Origin of the sequence: Nostoc sp. PA-18-2419, from assembly GCF_005869855.1 — a bacterium.
Classification (GTDB): Bacteria; Cyanobacteriota; Cyanobacteriia; order Cyanobacteriales; family Nostocaceae; genus Nostoc.
Genome location: NZ_SZNH01000027.1, coordinates 34,435 through 58,373 on the forward strand (window position 1 = coordinate 34,435; position 23,939 = coordinate 58,373).

The 23,939-nt window shown below is 38.6% G+C and carries 16 protein-coding genes; 9 read left to right on the plus strand and 7 right to left on the minus strand.

The annotated features are described in order from the left end of the window. Nucleotides 1-142: 142 nt before the first annotated feature. Nucleotides 143-1,747: an NAD(P)H-quinone oxidoreductase subunit N gene (locus tag FCR06_RS23250; RefSeq protein WP_138503947.1), complete on the plus strand. Its 1,605-nt coding sequence runs from the start codon at nt 143-145 to the stop codon at nt 1,745-1,747. Between the two features lie 225 nt (nt 1,748-1,972). Here FCR06_RS23250 and FCR06_RS23255 read toward each other — a convergent pair whose 3' ends face one another. The 3 genes from FCR06_RS23255 to FCR06_RS23265 form a co-directional block, all read right to left on the minus strand. Next, nucleotides 1,973-3,337: an ATP-binding protein gene (locus FCR06_RS23255; protein ID WP_138503949.1), complete on the minus strand. Its 1,365-nt coding sequence runs from the start codon at nt 3,335-3,337 to the stop codon at nt 1,973-1,975. 83 nt (nt 3,338-3,420) lie between these two features. Beyond that, entirely contained in the window at nt 3,421-3,963 is a 543-nt protein-coding gene (locus tag FCR06_RS23260; protein ID WP_138503951.1) for a methanogen output domain 1-containing protein, read from the minus strand. Between the two features lie 120 nt (nt 3,964-4,083). Next, complete coding sequence (locus FCR06_RS23265; RefSeq protein ID WP_138503952.1) at nt 4,084-5,406, minus strand: response regulator; 1,323 nt, start codon at nt 5,404-5,406, stop codon at nt 4,084-4,086. 810 nt (nt 5,407-6,216) lie between these two features. Between FCR06_RS23265 and FCR06_RS23270 the strand changes: the two genes are divergently transcribed. After that, nucleotides 6,217-7,185 carry a terpene synthase family protein gene (locus tag FCR06_RS23270; protein WP_138503954.1) on the plus strand — a complete coding sequence of 323 codons (969 nt, stop codon included), beginning with the start codon at nt 6,217-6,219 and terminating at the stop codon, nt 7,183-7,185. A 176-nt stretch (nt 7,186-7,361) separates the two neighbouring features. Further along, nucleotides 7,362-8,753, plus strand: a complete 1,392-nt coding sequence (locus FCR06_RS23275) for a cytochrome P450 (protein WP_138503956.1) — start codon at nt 7,362-7,364, stop codon at nt 8,751-8,753. Between the two features lie 137 nt (nt 8,754-8,890). Here FCR06_RS23275 and FCR06_RS23280 read toward each other — a convergent pair whose 3' ends face one another. Together FCR06_RS23280 and FCR06_RS23290 are read right to left on the minus strand one after the other, a co-directional pair. Beyond that, a complete protein-coding gene (locus FCR06_RS23280) occupies nt 8,891-14,764 on the minus strand; it encodes an ATP-binding sensor histidine kinase (RefSeq protein ID WP_223280257.1) in 5,874 nt (1,957 codons plus the stop codon). Nucleotides 14,765-15,336: 572 nt separating this feature from the next. Further along, the gene (locus FCR06_RS23290; protein WP_138503958.1) at nt 15,337-15,996 is read right to left on the minus strand and encodes a PleD family two-component system response regulator; all 660 of its coding nucleotides are present in this window, start codon (nt 15,994-15,996) and stop codon (nt 15,337-15,339) included. 309 nt (nt 15,997-16,305) lie between these two features. Here FCR06_RS23290 and lipA point away from each other — a divergent pair, with 309 nt between their 5' ends. Beyond that, nucleotides 16,306-17,226, plus strand: coding sequence for a lipoyl synthase (gene lipA / locus FCR06_RS23295; RefSeq protein ID WP_138503960.1), 921 nt, complete (start codon nt 16,306-16,308; stop codon nt 17,224-17,226). A gap of 219 nt (nt 17,227-17,445) precedes the next feature. Continuing rightward, entirely contained in the window at nt 17,446-17,583 is a 138-nt protein-coding gene (locus tag FCR06_RS23305; protein WP_138503965.1) for a photosystem I protein PsaX, read from the plus strand. 21 nt (nt 17,584-17,604) lie between these two features. Here the strand turns inward: FCR06_RS23305 and FCR06_RS23310 are convergent, their stop codons facing one another. Continuing rightward, the gene (locus FCR06_RS23310; RefSeq protein WP_138503967.1) at nt 17,605-18,471 is read right to left on the minus strand and encodes a branched-chain amino acid ABC transporter permease; all 867 of its coding nucleotides are present in this window, start codon (nt 18,469-18,471) and stop codon (nt 17,605-17,607) included. A gap of 180 nt (nt 18,472-18,651) precedes the next feature. Here FCR06_RS23310 and hrmK point away from each other — a divergent pair, with 180 nt between their 5' ends. Next, nucleotides 18,652-20,505 (plus strand): hybrid histidine kinase/response regulator HrmK, encoded by a 1,854-nt coding sequence (hrmK, locus tag FCR06_RS23315; RefSeq protein ID WP_138503969.1) that lies wholly within the window; start codon nt 18,652-18,654, stop codon nt 20,503-20,505. Between the two features lie 211 nt (nt 20,506-20,716). Continuing rightward, the gene (gene larE, locus FCR06_RS23320) at nt 20,717-21,559 is read left to right on the plus strand and encodes an ATP-dependent sacrificial sulfur transferase LarE (RefSeq protein ID WP_138503971.1); all 843 of its coding nucleotides are present in this window, start codon (nt 20,717-20,719) and stop codon (nt 21,557-21,559) included. 189 nt (nt 21,560-21,748) lie between these two features. Here the strand turns inward: larE and FCR06_RS23325 are convergent, their stop codons facing one another. Further along, the gene (locus FCR06_RS23325) at nt 21,749-22,816 is read right to left on the minus strand and encodes an SGNH/GDSL hydrolase family protein (RefSeq protein ID WP_138503973.1); all 1,068 of its coding nucleotides are present in this window, start codon (nt 22,814-22,816) and stop codon (nt 21,749-21,751) included. 470 nt (nt 22,817-23,286) lie between these two features. Here FCR06_RS23325 and FCR06_RS33785 point away from each other — a divergent pair, with 470 nt between their 5' ends. Continuing rightward, nucleotides 23,287-23,409, plus strand: a complete 123-nt coding sequence (locus FCR06_RS33785) for a hypothetical protein (RefSeq protein ID WP_411268017.1) — start codon at nt 23,287-23,289, stop codon at nt 23,407-23,409. A gap of 317 nt (nt 23,410-23,726) precedes the next feature. Then, nucleotides 23,727-23,921 carry a hypothetical protein gene (locus FCR06_RS23335; RefSeq protein WP_073640193.1) on the plus strand — a complete coding sequence of 65 codons (195 nt, stop codon included), beginning with the start codon at nt 23,727-23,729 and terminating at the stop codon, nt 23,919-23,921. The last annotated feature ends 18 nt before the right edge of the window (nt 23,922-23,939 follow it).

Below are 23,939 nucleotides of genomic sequence, written 5' to 3' on the forward strand. Positions count from 1 at the left end.
GGCAAACCCGTTAAGTTAGTTTGAGCGCGAATATCAGCCAAAGCAGTGAAATTGTTGTTTAAAGAATTAGTTCGCGAGTTGAAAACTTGCTAGAGTGAACAGAGTTAGCCTTAATGTCTAATCGCCAAAACCTATACATCTCATGGATTTTGCTAATCTTGCATCCCAGTTAAATGCTGGAACAATTTTACCAGAGGGAATTGTAATTCTCACCCTCTTGGGGGTTTTGATAGTTGATTTGATTTTGGGGCGTACATCCTCGCGCTCGATTGGATATCTAGCGATCGCAGGTTTGCTGGCTTCGATTGTCGCCCTGTATTTTCAATGGGATGCTCTCAATCCCGTCTCTTTTAGCGGTGGTTTTAACAGTGACAACCTCAGTATCGTCTTTCGCGGTATTATAGCGTTGTCTGCCGCTTTTACTATATTGATGTCAATTCGCTACATCGAGCAAAGTGGCACCGCTTTAGCAGAATTTATCGCTATTTTGCTGACTGCTACCCTTGGAGGGATGTTTTTATCCGGGGCTAGCGAGTTAGTAATGATTTTCATCTCCCTAGAAACCCTGAGTATCTCTTCTTACTTGTTAACAGGTTATACTAAGCGTGACCCCCGCTCTAACGAAGCGGCGCTGAAATACCTGTTAATTGGAGCTTCGAGTACAGCAGTATTTTTGTACGGTGTATCATTGTTGTATGGATTATCAGGTGGACAAACACAACTAAATGCGATCGCCGATGGTATTGCCACAGCTCATGTTGGTCAATCTTTAGGCTTAGTGATTGCCCTAGTTTTTGCGATCGCAGGTATTGGCTTTAAAATCTCCGCTGCACCCTTCCACCAGTGGACACCAGATGTTTACGAAGGCGCTCCCACCCCGGTAATCGCCTTTTTATCTGTGGGTTCCAAAGCAGCTGGCTTTGCTCTAGCTATCCGCTTGCTAACAACAGCCTTCCCTCTTGTTGCTGACGAGTGGAGGTTTGTTTTCACTGCTCTGGCTGTTCTCAGTATGATCTTAGGTAACGTAGTTGCCCTAGCCCAAACTAGCATGAAACGGATGCTAGCTTATTCATCCATTGCCCAAGCTGGGTTTGTGATGATTGGCTTAATTGCTGGCACACAGGCAGGGTACGCCAGTATGATATTTTACCTACTGGTCTACCTATTCATGAACCTGTGCGGCTTTACCTGCATCATTCTCTTCTCCTTGCGGACAGGAACCGACCAAATTGCCGAATACTCAGGACTATATCAAAAAGATCCACTCCTAACACTGGGGTTGAGTATCTCCCTGCTTTCCTTGGGTGGTATTCCCCCATTAGCCGGGTTTTTTGGCAAAATTTACTTGTTTTGGGCTGGTTGGCAAGCAGGTCTTTATGGGCTAGTCTTGCTGGCCTTAGTGACCAGTGTTGTCTCCATCTACTACTACATTCGCGTAGTCAAGATGATGGTAGTCAAGGAACCCCATGAAATGTCTGAAGCAGTGCAGAATTATCCTGCAATACGTTGGAATTTGCCTGGATTTAGACCTTTGCAAGTCGGCTTGGTGATCACCTTAATTGCCACTTCCATCGCCGGGATTTTGTCAAATCCACTATTTACATTGGCTAACCATTCCATCTCCCATACTGCTATTTTGCAAGCAACAGTCAATAGCAGTGTACAGGCACAAAATCTACCACTTTTACCAAAGTTAGATTCAGTGAGTCAGTCTCAACCTTCAGTTGATTCTAATGCTAAGATTTGACCTTCTGAATCTCAATAAAACTTTGCACTATTAAAGAAGTGCCTGTTTGCTAATTAGCAAGCAGGCATTTTTAAAGTTAAATTCACTAAACCGAGATTCAGCAACGTAATTACTCAACTAAAAATTGCTAGGTTGAAACTAATACAAAGACGCTCTTACACAGACACAGATAATTTTTAACCACCCAAAGTTTTTTAGGCAGACCACTATTCCCAATCCCAAATCCTACGAGTTAACAGGTATCTTAATTATAAATTCTGCACCTTTTCCTGGACTAGAAAAACAGCTAAGTTGTCCGCCATGTTTCTCCACTATAATCTGATAGCTTATAGATAGACCTAGCCCAGTACCTTTGCCCACGGGTTTAGTTGTGAAAAATGGGTCGAATAGCTTTGAGCGAACTTGTTCGTTAATTCCCAAACCATTATCAGTAATAATAACCATTATCCAGTTTTCATCGATTACTTCAGTTGTAATTTTAATTTGGGGATTATCAGTTGTTTTTGAATTGTCTGTTGACCACCGACCACTGAGTGCGGACTTTTCCAGTGCATCGATCGCATTAGCTAAGATATTCATAAATACTTGATTGAGTTGACCAGGGTAGCAAGTTATATTCGGCAGTTGTCCATATTTTTTAATGACTTTGATTCGTGGGTACTCATGTCTAGCTTGCAAGCGATGATCCAAAATCATTAGAGTGCTATCAATTCCTTCATGGATATTTACTTGCTTAAATTCTGCTTCATCAAGTCTCGAAAAATTTCGTAATGATTTAACAATTTCTTGGATGCGCTGTGTTCCCACCGTCATTGACTCAAAAATTTTAGTAATGTCTTGAATCAGAAAATGTAAGTCTATTTCTTCTATTTCATTTTGAATTTCTAGAGGAGGATTGGGGTAAATGTGTTGATAAATTTCCACCAATTTTAGTAAATCCTGAGTATATTTATGGGCGTGGTGGAGGTTACCATAAATAAAACTGATGGGGTTATTAACTTCATGGGCAATACCAGCGACCATCTGACCTAAACTAGACATTTTTTCAGCTTGGATAAGCTGAGTTTGGGTAAGTTGTAGTTCGTTTAGTGTTTCTTGTAAAGCAGTTGTACGTTCTTCAACCCGAATTTCTAGGTCTTCATTCGCTTTCTGGAGTTCTAACTCCGCCTGTTTGCGTTTTTGAACTTCTTTGGCTAACTCATCAATTTTCTGGTTTAGAAGGACGAAATTATTACTGGCTACAGTTCTATTTTCTAAGCGCAGAAGAATTAAAGCTGAAGATTCAGGAGACCAAGGTTGAATAACTGCTCCTTGAGTGCGGCATATTAATGTATGCCCATCATTTGTACGCAAAGTTAAAGAACCTAAAGTCATTGCTCTACTAGTAGAACAAGCTTGCAGATACTTTATAATATCGTTGGCAGACTCAGTTACCAGCTCAAAGAGCGTTTTTCCTCGCAGTTCCTGACGGCGTAATCGCAGCATATCTGCTACTGGTTGATTCGTAGCTAACACCTGACCCTCACTACTCACCAGAAGTAAAGGTTCTGGTAAAACTCTGGCAAATTCAATAAATTGTTCAGGAGTCATGGAGCTGACAATTTCTGGTTAGACTATACTTTAGTAATCTGCATCAGGGCTAGCGTTTTAGAGTTCCTTTACTGTCGAAGAGTTTACACAGATTCTAGTCCCTTATAGTATTCTCGACCTTCTGCATCTTCTGCTTCTTGAGTAAGTTTTAAGTAAACAATAACTCTGCATCCAGAAGCACCGTTTGCTATGGTATCTTGCAATTCTACTTTCGCATACCCTAGATTATTAGCTGCGATCGTTCCAAAAACGTTTGAAGTCATCATGCACATCGCAGGGCGATTAAGCACTTTTTCGCCAAATGGGCAAACGCTATTGCCAAAAACAATTTTTTCATCATCCTGCTCAATAATATAAAAATTGCCTTGAATTCGTCTTTTTAAATCAACTAAAACATCAGCTACCTGCTTACGAGAAAGATTTGAGACTTCCAAGGTAGATTTGTAATCTTGGTTAATTTGCCTACCCATTCTTTCTCCAACTACACTAATAAAACCAGAGGCTTCTTCTATGCCAACTACATCTTGCAAAGTCCCAGACAGTTCTCTAATTAATGTACGTAAAAATATATCTCGTTCTAAAGAAACATTAAGCGTACTGATTGAATGATTAAGAAAATTTGTCATAGATTTTAAATACACAATTTTATAACTATAGTTATAGAGTTCCCAAAAATGCATCTAGAGTAACTACTTAATATTTTTTATATATTTTATTGAATAATTGATTGATAAAGTTTTGCTATTTTAGGAAGTTGGAATAGTAATGATAAACTCTGAACCTTCTCCTGGGACTGAGTTTACCTCCAGGGTTCCTCCATGTTTATCCACAACAATTTGACGAGCAATAGATAATCCTAATCCTGTACCTTGACCTACGGGTTTAGTGGTGAATAAATTGTCAAATATTTTTTGCTGGATATCAGATGACATTCCCATACCATTATCTTTAATCCGAATCAAGACATGATTATTATTTTCAATCAGGCTGGTTTGAATCCAAATTTTATTAGGACACGCTTCAATTTCATTATAGCTACGCCCTAAATTAAACTCTTCCAAAGTATCAATAGCATTAGCTAATAAATTCATAAATACTTGATTGAGTTGTCCACTGAAGCATTCTATTTCTGGCAAATTATCATAATATTTAATAACTTCAATATTGGGACGAAATTCTGATGCTTTTAAGCGGTGTTTGAGAATCATAATTGTGCTATCAATGCCATCGTGAATGTCGCAAAAAACTTTGCGATCGCTATCTGCTCTCGAAAAGTTTCGTAGACTGGTACTGATGTTGCGAATCCGTTGAACACCTTCTTTCATCGAATAAATTAAATTAGGTAGATCGGAAAGTATATATTGCAAATCCATCGCTGCAATTTCTTCTTGAATTTCTGCAACTGGATGAGGATAATACTGTTGATAAAGGTCAATGAGCTTAATCATGCCTTGGAAATATACTGAAGCATGTCCGAGATTGCCATGAATGAAACCAACTGGATTATTAATTTCATGAGCAACTCCTGCGACTAATTGACCTAAAGCAGACATTTTTTCTGTCTGTACAAGCTGGAGTTGTGATTCTTGTAAATTTTTTAGTGCCTTAGACAAGGCTGCTGTTCTTTCTGCAACTCGTTTTTCTAAAGTTTTTGTGAGATTTCGTAACTGAAGATGGGTTTTAATTCTAGCTAATAGTTCTTGCTCATGAAATGGTTTTGTAATGTAGTCAACTGCACCGATATTTAGACCTTTTATTTTACTTTCTGTATCTGAGTTTCCTGTCATAAAAATTACAGGAATATCACAAGTTTCATAATTTTCTTTCAACTTTTTACATGTCTCAAAACCATCTATTTTTGGCATCATTACATCTAACAAAATTAAATCAGGTAGTCTAGATTCAACCTGTTTCAGTGCCTTTTCTCCATTAACTTCTGTTATTACTTCAAAGCCTGCATTAGTTAATATTTCAAAGACAATTTCTAAATTAGTAATAGTATCATCCACCACTAAAATTAAGTTATGTTCTGAAACATTAGATATTTTTATATATGGTTCATAATTCATGTATTTAAATTAATTTAACTCCTAGTTACTTGTAGAACGCTAGCTCTTGGATTGCAACTATGCAACCTCTATTTTCTTAATAGGCTGACTGAGAAATAAGAATCTGACAATTATATAGTTCCCAAAAACTCTAATAACAGCAACATTTTTAGATTAAATTACCTATATTGTATGGAGCATTGCTAAAGATGGATATACTACTAAATCTTTGCTTTTAGCAAATTTAATTACCATTTTTTCTGAAATTAACTATTATTACCCTTGTCTTTTCATAAAAATAGGACTAGCTCAAAACAGTATTTTTTTGCCATAGATTAAGTTTTTTAGTTCGTCAACAGCATTTATGCTGAGCAGACGAATAGTAACTAATGTTATGAAAAAATATAATTACACATAATTACGGTTATATTTTTGAAAAAAAATTAATATTATTTAATCAAAATTCTAATTATTTATATATTTTTACATACTGCAATAATTTAAGTAAGCATGAGTTCCATACTTTAGAGAAAGTGATTTTACAGTGAATCTTTTTAAAAAAACTCTGTAATACGTTCTGAAACAGTCTATTGCCTTTGTCATCTCTTGGTCGATGTTTATTCATTATATTACATTTAATTAAGTTAATGTTGAAAAATGATCTTTTACTTGATAAATATTTCAAAATGATTACATCAAAAGTTACATCTTGATTGCAGCAAAGTATCTCAATACTTGGCTCAATCTTTGATTTTTTATTGCAGTTGACCCAAGTCGCAACGGCAAAATTGTACCTTTGAGGACTTTTAAAACAACCTTTAAGAGATTTTTATGCAACAATTACTTTGCTCTGGTTTATACTGTCCATTTCCACTCCAAATTAATAAGCATGTTGATGTTTTAGAAAAATATGCTCTTGAATGGGTGCTTCGGTTCAACCTCTTGGCGAATGAATCAACTTATAAAAGATTTTATAAGTCGAAATTCTTTTTATTAGCTGCATCTGCATATCCTGATAGCAATTTTGAAGAACTTAAAATTGCAAATGACTGGCTGAGTTGGGTGTTTATTTGGGACGATCAATGCGATCTCTCGGAGTTAAAAAAGCAACCTCAAGTATTAAAGACTTTTCACCAAAGATATTTGAAAATACTGAATGGTGCGGAAATTACAAACCAGGATACACTATTCAGTCATGCATTAATTGACTTACGACAACGAACTCTCCAAAGAGCTAGTATTAAATGGTTTAAGTACTTCATCAGTTACTTGGAAGACTACTTCTATGGGTGTATTCAGGAAGCAACCAACCGCGCTAAGGGAATCGTACCTGATGTGGATACTTATATTACGATACGCAGGTCAAGTGTAGGGGTTTATGCTGTTCTCGCATTAACTGAATTTTGTCATCAGTTCATGATTCCCGATGTTCTAAGAAATCACTATCTTGTGAAAAAACTGGAACTAATTACAACTGACATTATTGCCTGGTCTAACGATATTTTCTCAGCATCTAGAGAAATAGCCAGTGGTGATGTTCATAATTTAATATATGTTCTGCATTATCACAAAAAAAAATCTCTAGAAGAAGCAATAGAGCAGGTAACTAAAATCCACAATGAAGAAGTAAATTCTTTAACAATTATAGAATCATTTCTTCCATCTTTGGGCGAAGAATTAGATGGTTATTTGACAAAGTATATATCAGGAATGCATAGTTGGATTAGCGGTAACATTGAATGGTGTTTTCATTCTTCTCGTTATAATAATTCAGAAAGACTAGAGCTAAAAGAGTTTTAATAATCGAATCTGACTATACATTTATTAGCCAAAGTTGCTTAAAGAGTAATGTGGAATATTAAGCTAGAGTGGATTCAAGTTTTACATAATCAACCTTGAATCCATTACGTTAAGTTATTTATTTAGGAAGAATAAATCACCATTAGCTAACTACAATTTTAAAGTCAAAAAAATAGATGCAATTACCTAATCTTGTCAAAACTCCATCTTTACTACAAAAGCTTCAGTGGGTTAGTGACCCTATAGGCTATATGGAAAATGCAGCCCAGCAATATCCTGATATTTTTACTGCTAGGATAATTGGTTTTGGGGATACCGTAGTTTTTGTGAACCATCCCCAAGCAATCCAGGAAATTTTAACTAACGATCGCAAGAAGTTTACAGCCGTCGGAGAACTCAACGAAATTTTGCAGCCCCTATTGGGGAGTTATTCAGTCCTGATGCTGGAGGGCGACCGCCACAAACGCCAACGAAAACTCGTGGCACCCTCTTTTCATGGAGAGCGGATGCAAGCCTATGGTCAGCTAATCTCTAATGCTTCTGAAAAAATCTTTAGTCAGTTACCACTAAATAAGCCATTTTTTGCTCGTGACCTAACAAAAGAAATATCTCTGCAAGCTATTTTACAAGCTATATTTGGCTTTCATGAGGGAGAAAAAATTCAAAAACTTAGGCAACTATTGCCATCGTTCTTACAGCTTTTTGAGTCGCCAGTTAATTCTAGTTTATTTCTTTTCTCATTCTTGCAACAAGATTTAGGAGCTTGGAGTCCTTGGGGAAAGTTCCTGCGCGTTCGAGAGAAAATCGATCAATTTCTCTACACTGAAATTGCTCAGTGTAAGCAACAACACGATCCAGAACGCATCGATATTCTCTCTTTGCTGATATCATGTCGAGATGAAGCAGGCCAAGCGATGACAGATCAAGAGTTGCGCGATCAGTTAATAACTCTTATACTTGCTGGCTATGATACTACTGCAACAGCAATGGCTTGGGGATTGTACTGGATTCACAAAAAGCCTTTAGTCCGTGAAAAACTGCTCCAAGAACTGGATAGTCTCGGTGATTCCTCAGATCCTATAAGCATTTCCCGACTGCCATATCTCACAGCTATTTGTAATGAAACTTTGCGAATTTACCCTGTCACTATGTTTTCGTTTCCCAGGGTAGTGCAAGAACCTCTGGAATTATTGGGACATCCTTTAGAGGCTGGAACTATAATGCTTCCCAGTATTTATCTCACTCATCATCGAGAGGATTTATATCCCCAGCCTAAGCAATTTAAACCAGAGCGCTTTATTGAACGTCAATTTTCTCCCTATGAATTTCTACCCTTTGGCGGTGGTGTCCGTCGTTGTATGGGCGAGGCCTTGGCTCTATTTGAAATTAAGCTAGCATTAGCAACAGTTGTGTCACACTATGACTTGGCGCTAGTCGAGCAGCGGCTAGAGCAACCTCAGCGTCGAGGTTTTAACCTTGCGCCAGGGAGTGGAGTCAAGATGGTAATTACGGGACGGCGTATGCGTCAAGAGTCTTTAGTAAAGATGACAACTACATCTATATCTTAGAACACTAATTCAGTCATCTCTAAATGAGAAAAAAGACATAGGGAAATAGGGGAAATGGGAAGATTGTAGATGGAGAGAGAATTTCACTCCACCACCCTACCCCTTCCACGCTCCGAATATCCATACGCTATACCCAATTATCTTTGTTGCATTGGTATCTCAATTAGGAACTCAGTCCCTTCTCCTAGTGTGGAATTACAAGTTAAACTACCCTTGTGTTTGTCTACGATAATCTGATAGCTAATCGACAATCCTAAACCCGTACCGCTTCCTACCGCCTTGGTGGTAAAAAATGGATCAAAAATTTTCTGCTGCACGGCTTCTGTCATCCCAGAACCGTTATCAGCAATCCGAATCATCACTGTATTGGAATCTGTTAGTTGAGTAGAGATGCGAATTTCTCCTTGATAATTTTTTATTTTTTCTTGACCTTCTGATGGTTGCAAACCTCTATTGGAATTTTTCTGTGGGTCATTTACGAATAACTGATAACTAATAAAAAATGACTCTTCTAAAGCATCGAGCGCATTACTTAAGATATTCATAAATACCTGATTTAGCTGACCAGCGTAACAAGTAACTTCTGGAAGATTTTCATATGTTTTGATAATTTTAACTTCTGAAAAGCTGATACCGATACCCTGTTTTGTGTCTAGAGATTTTCTTTTGATTCGATGCTGCAAGATCATTAAAGTGTTGTCTATTCCTTCATGAAGATCTACAGGCTTCATCTCGTATTCATCAAGACGGGAAAAGTTGCGTAAGCCCAAAACAATAGTGCGGATACGCGAACTTCCAATCTTCATTGAATCTAGAATTTTTGGCAAGTCTTCTGCTAAAAATTCTATGTCTATTTCCTCTAATTTATCCTCAATTGCAGGCGAATAACCAGGGTATTCTTGCTGATAAACAGCTATCAAATCCAATAAATAGTGGACATATTCACTAGTATGAGCAATATTCCCATGAATAAAATTAATTGGATTATTAATTTCATGGGCAATTCCTGCTACCATTTGACCTAAAGAAGACATTTTTTCACTTTGAATTAACTGAATTTGAGTGCGTTTCAGTTCTTGTATAGCTTGTTGTAATCTTTCATTTTTATCGTTTAGTTCCTGGGTTCTCTCATTGACTTTTTGTTCTAGAGTATGGTTGTATTTCTCCAAGCTTTCTTTAGCTTGTGCCAAATTTTTGTAGAGGATAGCATTTTTTAGGGATATTGCTGCTTGGGTAGTAAGGAGTTTCAGGACTTCTATGCGATCGCGTGTAAATGCTCGAGTCGTTAAATTATTTTCTAGATAAAGAATTCCAATCAATTTACCTTGATTGAGAATAGGTATAGATAATAAACTCTTGGGTTCCTCACAGATAATATAGCTATCGGTTGCTAAAAAAGAAACAGCCATTGCATCATCAATAACCAAGATTTCTCTGGAGCGTTTAACGTAGTTAATCAAAGTAATGGGAACATCATAGCTTGATTCTAAGGAAATTGATGGAAACTCTGTGTAAGGATGCTCAAAAGTCGAACTTGAACAAACTGCCATAACAGTTAATGGTAAGCTATCATCTTCGCTTAAAATCAAAGCACATTTAGAGGCYCCTGCATTCTCAATCGCAACTTCCATTAAAGTAGAAAGCAGTCGCTCAAGCTCAATTTCCTCAGACAAGGCTTGAGATGCTTTAATAAATGCAGCTAAATCTAGAGAATCAGAAATACTTGTCTTTGAGCCAATCATAGTTTGTTGATTACTCAAACTAGATAAAGATATGTTATTCCAAGAAGTACTTTCTTGGCTGGAATCGATATTCGGTTTTAGTTTTTCTTGCTGAAATACAGCAGCGAGTAATAGGGGATAGCGTTTTACCAAATCATCAACTTTTGCTACCGCTCCCCAACGAACATAGCTATAGTAAGCATCTGTAAGGTAACTTTGGGCAATCTTATGTTTCCCCCATTGTAGATAGAATTTGGCAGTGAGTTCTTGAGCGAGTGCTTCTTCATTAACATACTCATGTTCTTTAGCCAGGGTAATAGCGCGATCGTACAATTCTATTGCTTCAAGATATTGACCGCCTATTCGATATCGCTCAGCCTCTACAAGATAATATTTATGTAAATAATTCATGGGAGCAAAATCTGCCCAATGCTCCATTTTTTGCTGATTCCCTTGAACTTTATTCAAAATACACTTTTGCTCAGAATCGGAGACATCCGAGTATACAGCCAGTCGTGCTAGTGAATCATACAAGTAAAAAATAGGAGTTACTTGCTGTCCTGTTCCACCTTGTAAATACTTTTCTGCTAAAGTAACATTTTCCAAGGCTGAAGAGTATTGCTGAAATAGGTAACAAAGATGAACTTTACTTACATATAAGTAGAAAATTCCCATGACATCATTGGTGTCAAGATAAAGTGGTAGCATTTTTTCTTCATCGTAAGCTTCACCAGTTAGATGACAAGGATTTCCTACATTTCCTAGCAAATTCAAGACGCTTTGTCGGTGGATGGTAATCCAGTTAAATACTGTTTGTTGGTTTATTTGCTTGATGACACTGCTGTAATTTGCCATGTCACGTTCTAGCTCCGTGAGTTCTTTACCAATGAAATATGAAGAGTAGGAATAAGAGTGGAGATAATAAGCTGCATATTCTAAATCTCCTATTTCTAGTCCAGCATAGTAACCTTCCAATAAAGGTTTTAATCCTTCTCTAATATGTTCCTTCCAATGCCGAATAGTTGTGTGAAATCCCAGCATAATTTTAGTTTTAACATCTTTAGTATTCCCCCGAGCCACCAGATTAACAGCCAGTTTACCAAATTGATAACCAGACTCAATATCTCCTACTAAACTACTAAGTATTAACCCGTAATTACTATAGCCAAAGGCAGATAATGGAGCATTACCATATTTGAGCGATAATTCGATTTGTTTGAGAACAATTAGCAGAAAAATTTTCGGAGCAACTGCATAGGTAATAGAGATTGCAGTTGCTAATATACGCATTATTGCTAAATATTGAGCTTCTATCATCTCTGGCAGATTAATTAAATCTTCATGCCTCCCGTTGAGATTTGATGTTAATTCTGCCATTGCTAACTGAATATCAGATTCTCTTGGATCTTCGGGAAATCCCACCCCTAAAAGTTTCAAAAATGTGAGTGCAGTATTTACAGCTTTTAGTGTTTGGTTCTGCGCTCCATAAGCTTGAATTTTTACTTCATAAACTTTTACTTTTTCTAGCAGTGGTTTACGTACCAACACTACCTCTGCTAGTTGCTCCATTTGTTCAAAGTTGCCAGCTAAATATGCTGCTTCTATGGCAGTTTCATATAAAGCCAGAGTCAGATGATGTTTTGTTTCCCAGCTATTATCTGCGAGTAGTTTGATGCCAGTAGTTAAATATCTAACCGCAGCTACATAAGCTGTTGAAGCTAAAGCTTTACGTCCAGCAATTAAATTCATCTGCGCTAGTTGATCTCGCTTAGTTTGATGGCAAATAAATTCCACTGCAATATTAAACTGATTGACAAGCTCAAAAATCCTTTCTTCCTGCTCTGCAACTGGAATATTGCTTAGTAACAATAGCCCAATTTTTAAATGAATTGGCTTCTTTTGTTCTTCAGGAATTAAAGAATAAGCGGCTTGCTGTACCCGGTCATGTACAAATTTATATTTAGGTATTTGTAAATTAACGCTTGCAAATTGTGTAGATTCTATTCCTCGAACAATTGACTCTTGATTAGTATCATCTGCTGGAAAAATGTTGTAAATTTCAGTCTGTGGTAAAATTAGCCCATCAAGTAATGCTTGCCACAAGTCTGATGCTGTATCTACTACCGATTTTTCATGAACGATGGCTAAAGTTTTTAAGTCAAATTGATTCCCAATGCAAGCAGCAAGTTGTAAAACTTTTTGGGTATTTATTGGCAGTTTTTCTATTTGAATTGCAATAAATTCTACTACATCCTCTGTAAGAGCTAAATCTTGAATTTGAGAAATATCATACTGCCAATAACCAACATCCATGTTTAATCTAATTAGCCCTTCTTCATATAAAGACTTGAGAAATTGAATAGAAAAGAAAGGGTTACCTTTTGTTTTAGTAAACACCATCTGAGTTAGAGGAACAGCAACTAATTCCGGACAATGGAGAGTGTCAGCAATTAAATTATTTAAATCAACTTGACTTAATGGGCTTAAAGTAATAGTACTAATATTTGCCCCTGATTGTTGAATTTCTTGTAGTGTCAAATAAAGTTGATGTGTTTTTAAAATTTCATTATTTCGATAGGAACCAATTAACAATAAACCTCTATTAATTTCAGCTATTTGTTCTATTTCTCCTGAAATATTAGACCAGCTACTTTCACACATTAATAGTTGAATTAATCTTAAAGAAGCTGTATCTGCCCATTGTAGATCGTCAAGAAAGATAACCAGGGGATGTTCCTTAGTAGTAAAAATTTGAATAAATTTCTGGAACAAGAAATTAAAACGATTTTGAGCAGCACTGCCAGAAAGCTCTGTAACTGGAGGTTGCTTGCCAATAATCTGTTCGAGTTCAGGAATTACATCAATAATTACTTGAGTTTGTATACCTAATTCTTGGAGTATCTTGGCTTTCCATTGTTGAATTTGGGCATCAGTTTCTGAAAGTAGTTGCCCGATTAAGTCTCGAAAAGCTTGCACTAACCCTGATAAGGGAATGTCACGTTGAAACTGCTCGAATTTTCCTTTAATGAAGTAACTCCCCTGGCGCACAATGGGTTTATGGACTTCATTGACCACAGCAGTTTTGCCAATACCAGAGAAACCCGCTACCAATACCATTTCTACTCCTGGGAGTCCTTCCTGACTAAGGGAAGACACTGCGTTGGGGAGCCACTTGGTTGGAGGAGTTTCCTGGCTCAAAGCAAGCGGCGTCAGTTCTACTGACCTGTATTCCTTCCTGATAAGAGGGTGCGTCGACTGACAACCAGTAGGATAGTATTTGGCATGAGATTCAAAGGGTTTAGCAACTCGCTCAAAAGCCGCTAGTAGGGTTTGAACTTCATTTTGCCGACCATAGAGTTTTTCAGGGATTACAAAACGGTCTGAAATATCACGGTTGCCTAGTTTAAAAGCTGTAATATTTCCTGTCTCTTGCCACTGGTTTTGACACACTTGTAAATCATGCTTTAACCCCAATGCACTCTGATAACGGTCTTCGGCATTTTTGGCCATCAGTTTGCTGATAATATCAGACAAAATTGGCGGGATATTGGAGTTAATCCGGCTAGCTTTTAGTGGTTGTTTAGCAATGTGAGAGTAAACTAACTCCATTTGATCTTTGCTAGTGAAGGGTAACTGCCTGGTGAGCAGTTCAAAGAAGGTGACACCAAGAGAATAAAAATCAGTGCGGTAGTCAATACCTCGGTTCATCCTACCAGTTTGTTCTGGCGAAATATAAGCCAGAGTACCTTCTAAAACATTGGGATTTGTGATAAATTGAATTTCTCTTGGTAGGAGTGTGGCAATACTAAAGTCGATGATTTTTATTTCGCCAGTAGTTGGATTAATCAGAATATTGGCAGGCTTAATATCTTTGTGAATGATGCGAGCGTGATGCAATCCTTCAAGGATAAAAGCAATTTTAATAGCAATTTTAAAAAACTCATTTAGAGAAATTATATTTTCTTTTTTATCCTTATCTTTTAGTTGCCATTGTTGAAGGCAAATACCGCCAAAATCTTCCATCACTAGAATATAGCTGTTACGGTAGTTTTCTAAGCTATAGGGTTTGACGATACCAGGAAGATCGAGATTTTTAGTAATGATGTATTGATTGCGAAACTGGGCGATTTCCCCAAATGTTGGATATTCATTCCGCATCAATTTGAGGACGACTAACTTTTGGTCTTGTTCCCTAATACCCCGATAAACTAAGGTTTTACTACCTGAGTAGATTTGCTCAGTAATGCGATAGCCAGGAAACGTATATAGTGTATCTAGTATTACTGACATTGCAACCTATGCTCATAATTTTTGTTTCTATGGTTTAGTATTCCCGTGTTTACACTATCGTTATCATTAATTGATAAAAAATATTTCTTAATTTTATTTTATTAATGTATTTTTGAAAAATTATATTAATAATTAAATTTAGCTGGATATTTAATATATTAAATTGATGTTTGATAACTGTATTAAAAATAATTTGAGTTAATAAACGTTGTATTTTTAGTAAATTTAGGGGAACCTTTTATGATATTTTTAATTTCTATTAGACTTAGAAAGCAATTAAAAAAGCCTGCCGAACTCCTTTAATTAAGAGTAAACTACGGCAGACTTAATGCATCTAAAAATCGTTTGCTAGACTAGTAAGTGAGGTTAATAATATCCTCTCACCTTGACCAAGCAATTAGTAATTAGTAATTATTAATTCGTAATTTAAAGTGCAAACGATAATCACGAACACAACTAACCTAATATGCGTCAAAGTTGCATATTCTCTGGTTAAGACCGTTGTTTGTCCTTTTACCAATGACTAACGACAGCCAAGTGAAGTAGTTATGCAATATTAAATGTGTTTTAGCTTATTTGATTTTTTGTTTAATGAAAGTCACAACTTGAGTTAGCTGTTTCTTCAAGCCATCAATTTCTGCTTGCATTTTGGCAATTTTATCATTCAACGCCTCAATTTCCGTTTGGGAGACTGCTGGTGGGGTAGAGGTTGGTATTGTAGTATTTGCAGTAGGTGGGGTTGTGAGTATGGCATTTGGCTCACTAGAAGTTGCTACCGCAGCACTTGTGACACTATAGGTTGTAATGGTGCCATTCTTGGCGGGGGCTCCTACTGCGACTAGTTCTGGGCGTGGCTGTTTCGCTTTTGTCATAGCTAACTTAATTGCGCCAATTAGTTGCTTCTGATCGAAAGGCTTGCCCAAAAATTCAAAATATTCAAATGGTTCAGGGATTTTCTCGGTCACCTCTTCTTTGCGACCAGACATAATCACTAAAGGAATTTTCCTTAACTCTGGATGAGCTTGAACTTGCTGGAAAACTTCCCAGCCACTCATTTTAGGTAATAGAAAATCCAGCATAATCAGGCTCAGTTTTTCCTGAAGGATAAAATTTAGTCCTTCCACTCCGTCTTTTGCTTCCAGTACCTCAAAATTGCCTGGAGGCAACATTTCTCGTACTTTTACCCTGACAACTGTAGTGTCATCGATAACTAAAATTTTATTGCTTGCCACGACTGTTTGCTCTAACAGAAACTTTAAGTGTAAATAGCGGCTTTGCCGATTGTCCTTGAGAATTCTCCCACTATATACAAAATATCTATCAATTGGGGGATAGTATATTTCGGTATAAGTAACACTATTAGGCGTGTTTTGTAAAACTTTTGCTTGTGTTGTTTTTAATTTGTGTCATTGTGATATTTAAAGCTTTAGCCTTTATCTAAGGCATCAGCTATATGGGTATAGGGAGAATTCTTTTTCTACGTCACTGCACATCCGCATCTGACAAAGACATGCTGTTTCGACACTCTCGGAGATTTTGAGATGATTTCGTCACAACAAGCCGAACTCAAGTCTGAAATTATGGCAATGCCTAGCTGGCTACGTCGCTCGATTGGCAAAGCCAGCGAAATCTCTACCGTACAACGCATTATTAAACAGCGCCAAATTCACACAATTTGTGAACAAGGTCGTTGTCCCAATCGGGGAGAGTGCTACGCCCAAAAAACCGCAACTTTTTTACTTATGGGCCCTACTTGCACACGCTCTTGTGCTTTCTGTCAAGTAGATAAAGGTCATGCACCAATGCCTATTGATTTAGAAGAACCACAAAAGGTAGCCGAGGCAGTGCAGCTGTTAGGATTACATTATGTGGTGTTGACTTCTGTAGCCCGTGATGATTTGCCCGATCAAGGTGCGGGGCATTTTGTAAAGACGATCGCGACTATCCGTCAATTCAACCCAGAGACTCAAATTGAAGTGCTGACCCCAGATTTTTGGGGTGGTGCGGGCAGGGGGGAATCAGGTCAACGCCAGCGCATAGCTACTATCGTCAAAGCCAAAGTGGCTTGTTTCAACCACAACATTGAAACAGTGCGACGGTTAACCGGGCCAGTGCGCCGGGGAGCCAAGTACGATCGCTCGCTACAAGTGCTGGCTATGGTCAAAGAAATAGATTCGACAATTCCTACCAAATCAGGTTTGATGCTGGGACACGGAGAAACCAGCGATGAAGTCGTCCAAGCAATGACCGACTTGAGGGCTGTGGGATGCGATCGCTTGACTATCGGCCAGTATATGCGTCCTTCTTTAGAACATCTACCAGTCCAAAAATATTGGACTCCAGAAGAATTCGCTCAACTCGGCTCCTTAGCATGGGAAATGGGATTTAGCCACGTCCGTTCGGGGCCTCTGGTTCGTAGTTCCTACCATGCGGGAGAGGAGGGAATCGAGAGTGGGAGATGAGGGAGATGGGGAGGTGAGGAGATAAAGAAGTGTGGGGAGTGTGGGGAGAGAGGGGGGAAAGATTTCTTCCCCATCCTCCCACACCTCCCACACTGCCAATACCCCATGCCCAATCCCCAATCCTCAATCCCCAACTTCAAATATTTCTAAAGAATTTGTGGGATTGGTACACATAATTTGGTATTTCTTAAAAAGTCCTGACATTAGGAGAACCGCATTATGACTGCTAAAACAAACAATTCCGCAGTTGCTGACAGTGGAGCTAAACCTCCCTACGCCTTTCGCACAGGCTGGGCACTGTTCTTGTTAGCTATCAATTTCTTGGTAGCAGCTTATTATTTCCACATTATTCAATAGTTAGAAGTGGAGCGGTGCTACTCAAATCGTACCTTTAAATAAACCTTTGGGACGAATGAGTAGCACCAAAATCATAATCAACAGTGCCACACCTTGTTTATATTGAGAACCCAGCCAAGGGGTGCTGATTTCTTGGACAATGCCAATGATAAAAGCTGCGGCGATCGCACCGTAAGGGTTGCCGATCCCTCCCAAAATCACTGAAGCAAATAATGGTAGAATTAAAAACCATCCCATATTCGGACGCACTGCTGTAATTAAGCCATACATACTCCCGCCCAAGGATGTAAGAGTGCCAATAATTAGCCAAGTCCAGAAAATTACTCGGTCAACATTGATACCTGAAACCCTGGCTAAGTCAAGATCGTCAGCAACTGCTCGCATAGCTTTACCAATTTTGGTATTTTGCAGGAGATAGTGCAGCCCCAAAATTGCTAGCACTGCCAACCCCAATACCAATAATTGATTTTGTGGTATTTTTAAGCCGAAGATGTCTAAAGCCGGGGTAACAGCTAAATCGTAATTTTGATTTTTACCACCCCAAATAAAAATAATTCCATTGCGAAGAAATAAGGCAAGTCCAATAGAAATAATAATCAGCGTGGTGGAAGTAGCACGGATCGAGCGCATTCTTGACCAGAGTAACTTTTCTGATAACAACATTGCTGCCACCGTTCCTCCTGCTGCGAGTATCATTGACAGCCAAATATTAACTCCAATGGTGTTGGTCAGCCAAGTTAGATAGGCTCCTAAAGTGAGAAAGTCACCATGAGCAAAATTAGATAGACGTAAAATTCCATAGGTAAGTGTGAGTCCAACTGCGGTTAGAGCAATAATGCTCCCGACTGCAATTCCATTGACGATTAATTGGGCAAATTGTATATCCATAATCTGAAGTAGCTTGGAAAAATTTTATGTTAGTCTTTCATACAATATTTTTTGGTTTAGGTGCTAAACCCGACACCATAAGTTATGGTTTATAAATAAAAAAGGATTGCCCGCCAACATACATAGAATCCTGTTGGGATTTTTATGCAAAGCTAAACTTGTTCAGCGGTCTAGTTGACCATGCAGCAGTATTCAAGCTTACCAGAACAGAACTCACAGATAGATGCTAGGCCAAAACTTTTGACAACAATTGAGCAACTTCGCGCCGATTTGTGGCTGGAGAAAAGCTTAAACCAGTTGCAAAGTCGCCTTAATGATTGCCTGCTTTGTGCTTGTAATACTGTTACACAGTCACCAGCCGCACAAGCAGAAATTTTCCAAACAGTGGTCAACGAGATTAACACTGCTGTGGACACCAGTCACGTGGGGTTCATGCAGTTTACCGTCGCTATTGCTCTGCTTCAACCACACCGAACATTTGCTAGAGTTTGCTATATTTCTCGTGCCCCGTTTTCTGAGTCACAACCTCCACTGTTGGAAGTAACGCTAACAGTGGGGAAAAAGCTGCCTTTGAGATTACAACAGACCATAGAACTCAAAGATTTGCAGCAGCTTGAGAATCAAAAAATACCGGGTGCTTGGCGGTTAGCTGATGATGCTGGTGAGGTCATAGGCTGGCTAGTTATCGCCACAGCACCGATAGTGTCTGATTGTGAGCCGCTCATAGGAGCGCAAGCTCAACTGAGATCACAATTATTGGCCAGGTCTGCTAAGCAGTGCACTACAGCTTTAATCCAACTTAAGCAGGTACTATCTTGGCAGCAACGGTATCAACAGTTAAATAACTCTAATCAAGAATTGGAGCGCACCAATCAACTCAAAAATCAGTTTTTAGCAAACACCAGTCACGAAATTCGCACACCGCTTAGTTCGATTATTGGGTTTACACACTTGCTGTTAGCTCAAGGCTATGAACCTAGTAGAGAACGTCACCAAGAGTATTTAAATATCATTCAGTCTAGTGGCAAGCACTTGCTAGCTCTGATTAATGATATTTTAGATCTCTCTAAAATTGAAGCTAATCAGCTGGAAGTACAGTGGGAAACAGTGGATCTGCCACTGCTGTGTAGCAATGTTTTGGCACTGGTGAAGGAGAAAGCCGCTAATAAGGGTTTGAGACTAACCCTACAAATTGACTCTGAGATCACAACCCTAGTAGCCGACTCCTTACGACTCAAGCAAATGCTGTTGAATTTACTCTTCAACGCTTTAAAGTTTACCAGCAAAGGCAGTGTTGGCTTACAGGTTGCTTGTCAAGGTTTATTTGTGCATTTTACAGTTTGGGATACTGGTACTGGTATATCCCAAGAAGATCAAGCTCAACTGTTTGATCCCTATTTTCAAATTGCCAATGCTGTAGGAGGTGTTGAAGGTACTGGTTTGGGTTTAGCGGTAACTCGCAAACTTGCTGAAATTCACGGTGGTTCGGTGAAAGTGGAATCTGAAGTAAATCATGGCTCCCGTTTTCTGCTGGTGCTTCCCTTAAAGAAAGCAGAGGAAGTAGGGGAAGCAGGGGGAGTAGAAAGAGTAGAGGAAGCAGAACAAGCAAAATATTCTTTATCTGATTTGGTTGCGACTCCTAGTTCGTCTCCTGAGATATTGCTGGTAGAAAATGACTTACCCAACGGTGATTTGATGCAAATTTATCTATCTAAATTAGGATATCAGGTGACTTGGGTTAAGAATGCTGCAAAGATGTGGGAAGCTTTAAGACAGCTAGAACCAGCAGTAATTTTAATGGATGTTTACTTGCCAGATGGAAATGGTCTGAAGTTGGTGCAGGAACTCAGAGAAAATCCCCAATATGAGAATATTCCAGTGATTGCCCAAACTGCAATGGCGATGAAAGGCGATCGCGAAACTTGTCTAGCTGCTGGAGTAAATGATTATATTTCTAAACCAATTGATTTAGCACTTTTAGCTCGTTTGGTGGCCAAGTATAGTAAACCGCCAAACTTGATTGATGGGAAGTAGGGACTGGGGACTAGAGACTGGGGACTAGGAGTGAGAAGCTTTTTTATAATTTTTCTACACTTCCTCATTACCCCTTATCCTCAGAGGGGACCCCACCTTCTCCATCTCCTCATCTGCCCACAACCTAATCCCCAATCAGTACCCAATCCTCCAAAACTAATGACTACAATGGAATTTGTTGGGTGCTATAGGGTTTTGGCAGGGTTGATAAATGATGCTGACAGAAAAATTTGAGCAATTAAGAGCTTTATTTCAAGAAATGGAGCAGGCGTTGATTGCCTACTCTGGGGGCGTTGATAGCACTTTGGTTGCCAAAATTGCTTATGATGTATTGGGCGATCGCGCTTTGGCTGTGACTGCTGTTTCTCCTTCGCTGTTGCCAGAAGAGTTGGAAGACGCCAAAATTCAAGCCGCAACTATTGGGATTGCTCATCAAATTGTCCAAACTCACGAAATGGAGAACCCCAATTACACCTCTAACCCTGTTAACCGGTGTTATTTTTGCAAAAGTGAATTGCACGATACTCTCAAACCTTTGGCTTTACAGTTGGGTTATCCATATGTAGTGGATGGCGTGAATGCGGATGATTTGCATGATTATCGTCCAGGAATTCAGGCAGCGAAACAAAGAGGTGCGCGATCGCCTTTAGCAGAAGTAGGTGTTACCAAAGTTGAAGTTCGGCAACTTTCGCAACAACTGAGTTTACCTTGGTGGGATAAACCTGCTCAACCTTGTCTGAGTTCCCGCTTTCCTTATGGTGAAGAGATTACTGTAGCTAAGTTACAACGAGTTGGTAGAGCGGAAATTTTCTTAAGAAAGCTGGGTTGGGAGAATTTGCGCGTGCGATCCGAAAGCGATACAGCACGTATTGAATTAGCACCAGAACAAATTAAAGAGTTTGTGTTGACTACGGATTTACAAATATTAGTTGACGCATTTCAAGATTTTGGATTTATCTATGTAACCTTGGATTTAGAAGGTTATCGTAGCGGGAAGTTGAATCAAGTTTTAAATCGGGAAGCCTTGGGTGTTATCGCAGGAGGCAGGAGGTAAAAACATTACTCTTGTTGACATTGACGCTTATTATTGTGTCCTAAGCTATATGACTATGGCTATAAGTGATCGGATTTTAGATTTCTCAAGGCAAAGTAAAAATACAAAACAAAGAATAAATATAAAAGGATTGTCAGCCATATAAATAAATTTATGTGGTTCTTTACTTTTTAGCTTGTTTGCGATCGCTCAATTCTTGCCCTGAGTAAGTTTGTATTCTATCTGCTGTAGTGCTGATCGCCACACATCATACCCTTCTTGCGACAGATGCAAGCCATCTGTGGTCAACTCTGGGCGCAAATTGCCTTCCATATCTGTAAACCAACTATAAATGTTTAGATAATTAGCACCTTCTTGTTTGGCAATCTGCACTAGTTGGGCGTTAATCTGACGAATGCGGCTATTGGAAAGTTTTGGTAAGCGAGTCGGCAGAATTGATTGGACAATAATTTGAGCTTGTGGGTGAGTCTGCCGTAAACGACGGACAATCCGGCGATAATTATGCAAAATTGTTTCATCACTAGCACCTTTTCGTAAGTCGTTAATTCCAGCCATGATATAAATTACATCCGGACGGGTTGCGGAAAATGCCCCTAATCTTTTTAAAACACCAGCGGAAGTATCTCCAGAAATACCTTGATTGAGCCATAATTTACCACTAGGCAATTTTTCTCTAGGAAACCACATGCTCAACGAATCACCAACTAAGATACTCAAGTGATTTCTACCTTGACCTTGGGCGATGGCTCTTGCTTCTAAAGCTAATAAACTTTTCCAGTCTTCATAAGTTAGTTGACGCTTCTTGATTGACTCCCACAACGATTGCAAATTATCACTATCCCCGCGTGTATAAATCTGACCTGTTTTCAGGGCTGCCAATCTTTGGTAGTAAAGTTGATTACCAGATGTCAGTGAGAGACTAGTTGCTTGGTCGCTAGAGTTAAGTGATGACTCTGCTGGGGTTGGCGATCCCTGGCTACTGAGTTCTGGTGATGAATAATCAACGCTGTTGATGTTTTGCTCACCTGCTGTTAACTGCAAACTTTCTAAGGGTTGCAGTGCTTGATTGCTGAGTTCTAGTAAGGAAAAATCAACACTATTGATAGTTTTAGTACTAACTACTGTTTGGGAGCCCTGTTTGAAATCCCACAGGAATCTAGAATTTTCTGGCAGGACAATCGACAGATGTGGAAGAGCCGATGCTGGTATTGCCAATCCTGTTAACAAACCTGCTGCCAACAGATAAGGGTCCCTCATCGCTTTGTCTCTCCTCTACTCACTGCTTTTCCCTATGACAGCATTAGTTGTCTGTATTCAGGAAAATTTTACTTAGGTTAAACTATTATTCTTATTTACACTGTATATTTCTGTAAAGCGTGTTCACGAGATTATATTAGACAATTTACGATCTCTTTAAAGTAGGGTTTTCCCGGTGGTATATAAGTGTGATTTGTGAGAACACCTTTACTCAAAGGAGTATTTTCACCAGCCAACCGCTTTCGACGAGGTAGTTGTGATAAATATTACAACTGACCGCAAACTCCCCGATTACTGAATGATTTTTGACGCTTTCAGGATAGAGGTCTTTACTTTTGATATTGCTAATATAGTGAATAATCATTTGATTTCAAGTTTCTAGATTTCAGTAAATTGTGGCGATCGCATGAGGTTTAATCAACCAAGAGGCGATCGCTTTCTAATTTCTCATATGAAATTGAGCGGTGGAAATGCATCCGTTATCAAATATGGGATTAATCAGATTGATGATTAGAAAACTAGCACAAGAGCAAGGATGGACACTGAAGGAAGTTTCTGAGCCTTCTGGGGTAATTTACACTACAGTTAGATAGTTATGCCCGTCGTAAACAACAGATGCCGCTGTTAAAGACTATACTTGTAATCTTCGTATGACAATAGTTAAATTTATTTTCATCTAAAAGTTGCTTTTTAAATTTAATGCAAAAATTGAAAATCTAACAAAAATTTTCTGCAAGTAGGATAATACTGTGTACTTCTTTTGTAGTTCTCTATGTCAAGGATTTCAAATTTATGTTTGCTCATCGAAGTATGAGTTGAAACACATTTAAATTAAGTTTTAACTATAGAGAATTACTTCATTAGAAGTGCTAAGATTTAGGCTGAATCATTAGTGTTTTGTTTTCCTTCTGTGGCAAGAGCTAGTACAGCGATTGGTGTTAGTCCCATTATTAAGGAGATTGTGCAAAAACAGGCACATTCGACGCGTTTGACCCTAAAAGAAGTTATTCTTATGGGGATGTTAGCGATTGATAAACTTGATGACCAAGGTCGTCAAGAGTTGGCAGATCAAGTTCATCAAATGCAAGTGAATGGAGAAATTTGAGTGAGTAGTTATTATTTA

Excerpts from the sequence above, each read along its gene's own strand:
- lipA (WP_138503960.1), top strand. The coding sequence starts at position 16,306 with ATGATTTCGTCACAACAAGCCGAACTCAAGTCTGAAATTATGGCAATG.
- FCR06_RS23275 (WP_138503956.1), top strand. The coding sequence starts at position 7,362 with ATGCAATTACCTAATCTTGTCAAAACTCCATCTTTACTACAAAAGCTT.
- FCR06_RS23270 (WP_138503954.1), top strand. The coding sequence starts at position 6,217 with ATGCAACAATTACTTTGCTCTGGTTTATACTGTCCATTTCCACTCCAA.
- FCR06_RS23325 (WP_138503973.1), bottom strand. The coding sequence starts at position 22,816 with ATGAGGGACCCTTATCTGTTGGCAGCAGGTTTGTTAACAGGATTGGCA.
- FCR06_RS23250 (WP_138503947.1), top strand. The coding sequence starts at position 143 with ATGGATTTTGCTAATCTTGCATCCCAGTTAAATGCTGGAACAATTTTA.
- FCR06_RS23305 (WP_138503965.1), top strand. The coding sequence starts at position 17,446 with ATGACTGCTAAAACAAACAATTCCGCAGTTGCTGACAGTGGAGCTAAA.
- FCR06_RS23265 (WP_138503952.1), bottom strand. The coding sequence starts at position 5,406 with ATGAATTATGAACCATATATAAAAATATCTAATGTTTCAGAACATAAC.
- FCR06_RS33785 (WP_411268017.1), top strand. The coding sequence starts at position 23,287 with ATGCATCCGTTATCAAATATGGGATTAATCAGATTGATGATTAGAAAA.
- hrmK (WP_138503969.1), top strand. The coding sequence starts at position 18,652 with ATGCAGCAGTATTCAAGCTTACCAGAACAGAACTCACAGATAGATGCT.
- FCR06_RS23255 (WP_138503949.1), bottom strand. The coding sequence starts at position 3,337 with ATGACTCCTGAACAATTTATTGAATTTGCCAGAGTTTTACCAGAACCT.
- FCR06_RS23310 (WP_138503967.1), bottom strand. The coding sequence starts at position 18,471 with ATGGATATACAATTTGCCCAATTAATCGTCAATGGAATTGCAGTCGGG.
- larE (WP_138503971.1), top strand. The coding sequence starts at position 20,717 with ATGATGCTGACAGAAAAATTTGAGCAATTAAGAGCTTTATTTCAAGAA.
- FCR06_RS23260 (WP_138503951.1), bottom strand. The coding sequence starts at position 3,963 with ATGACAAATTTTCTTAATCATTCAATCAGTACGCTTAATGTTTCTTTA.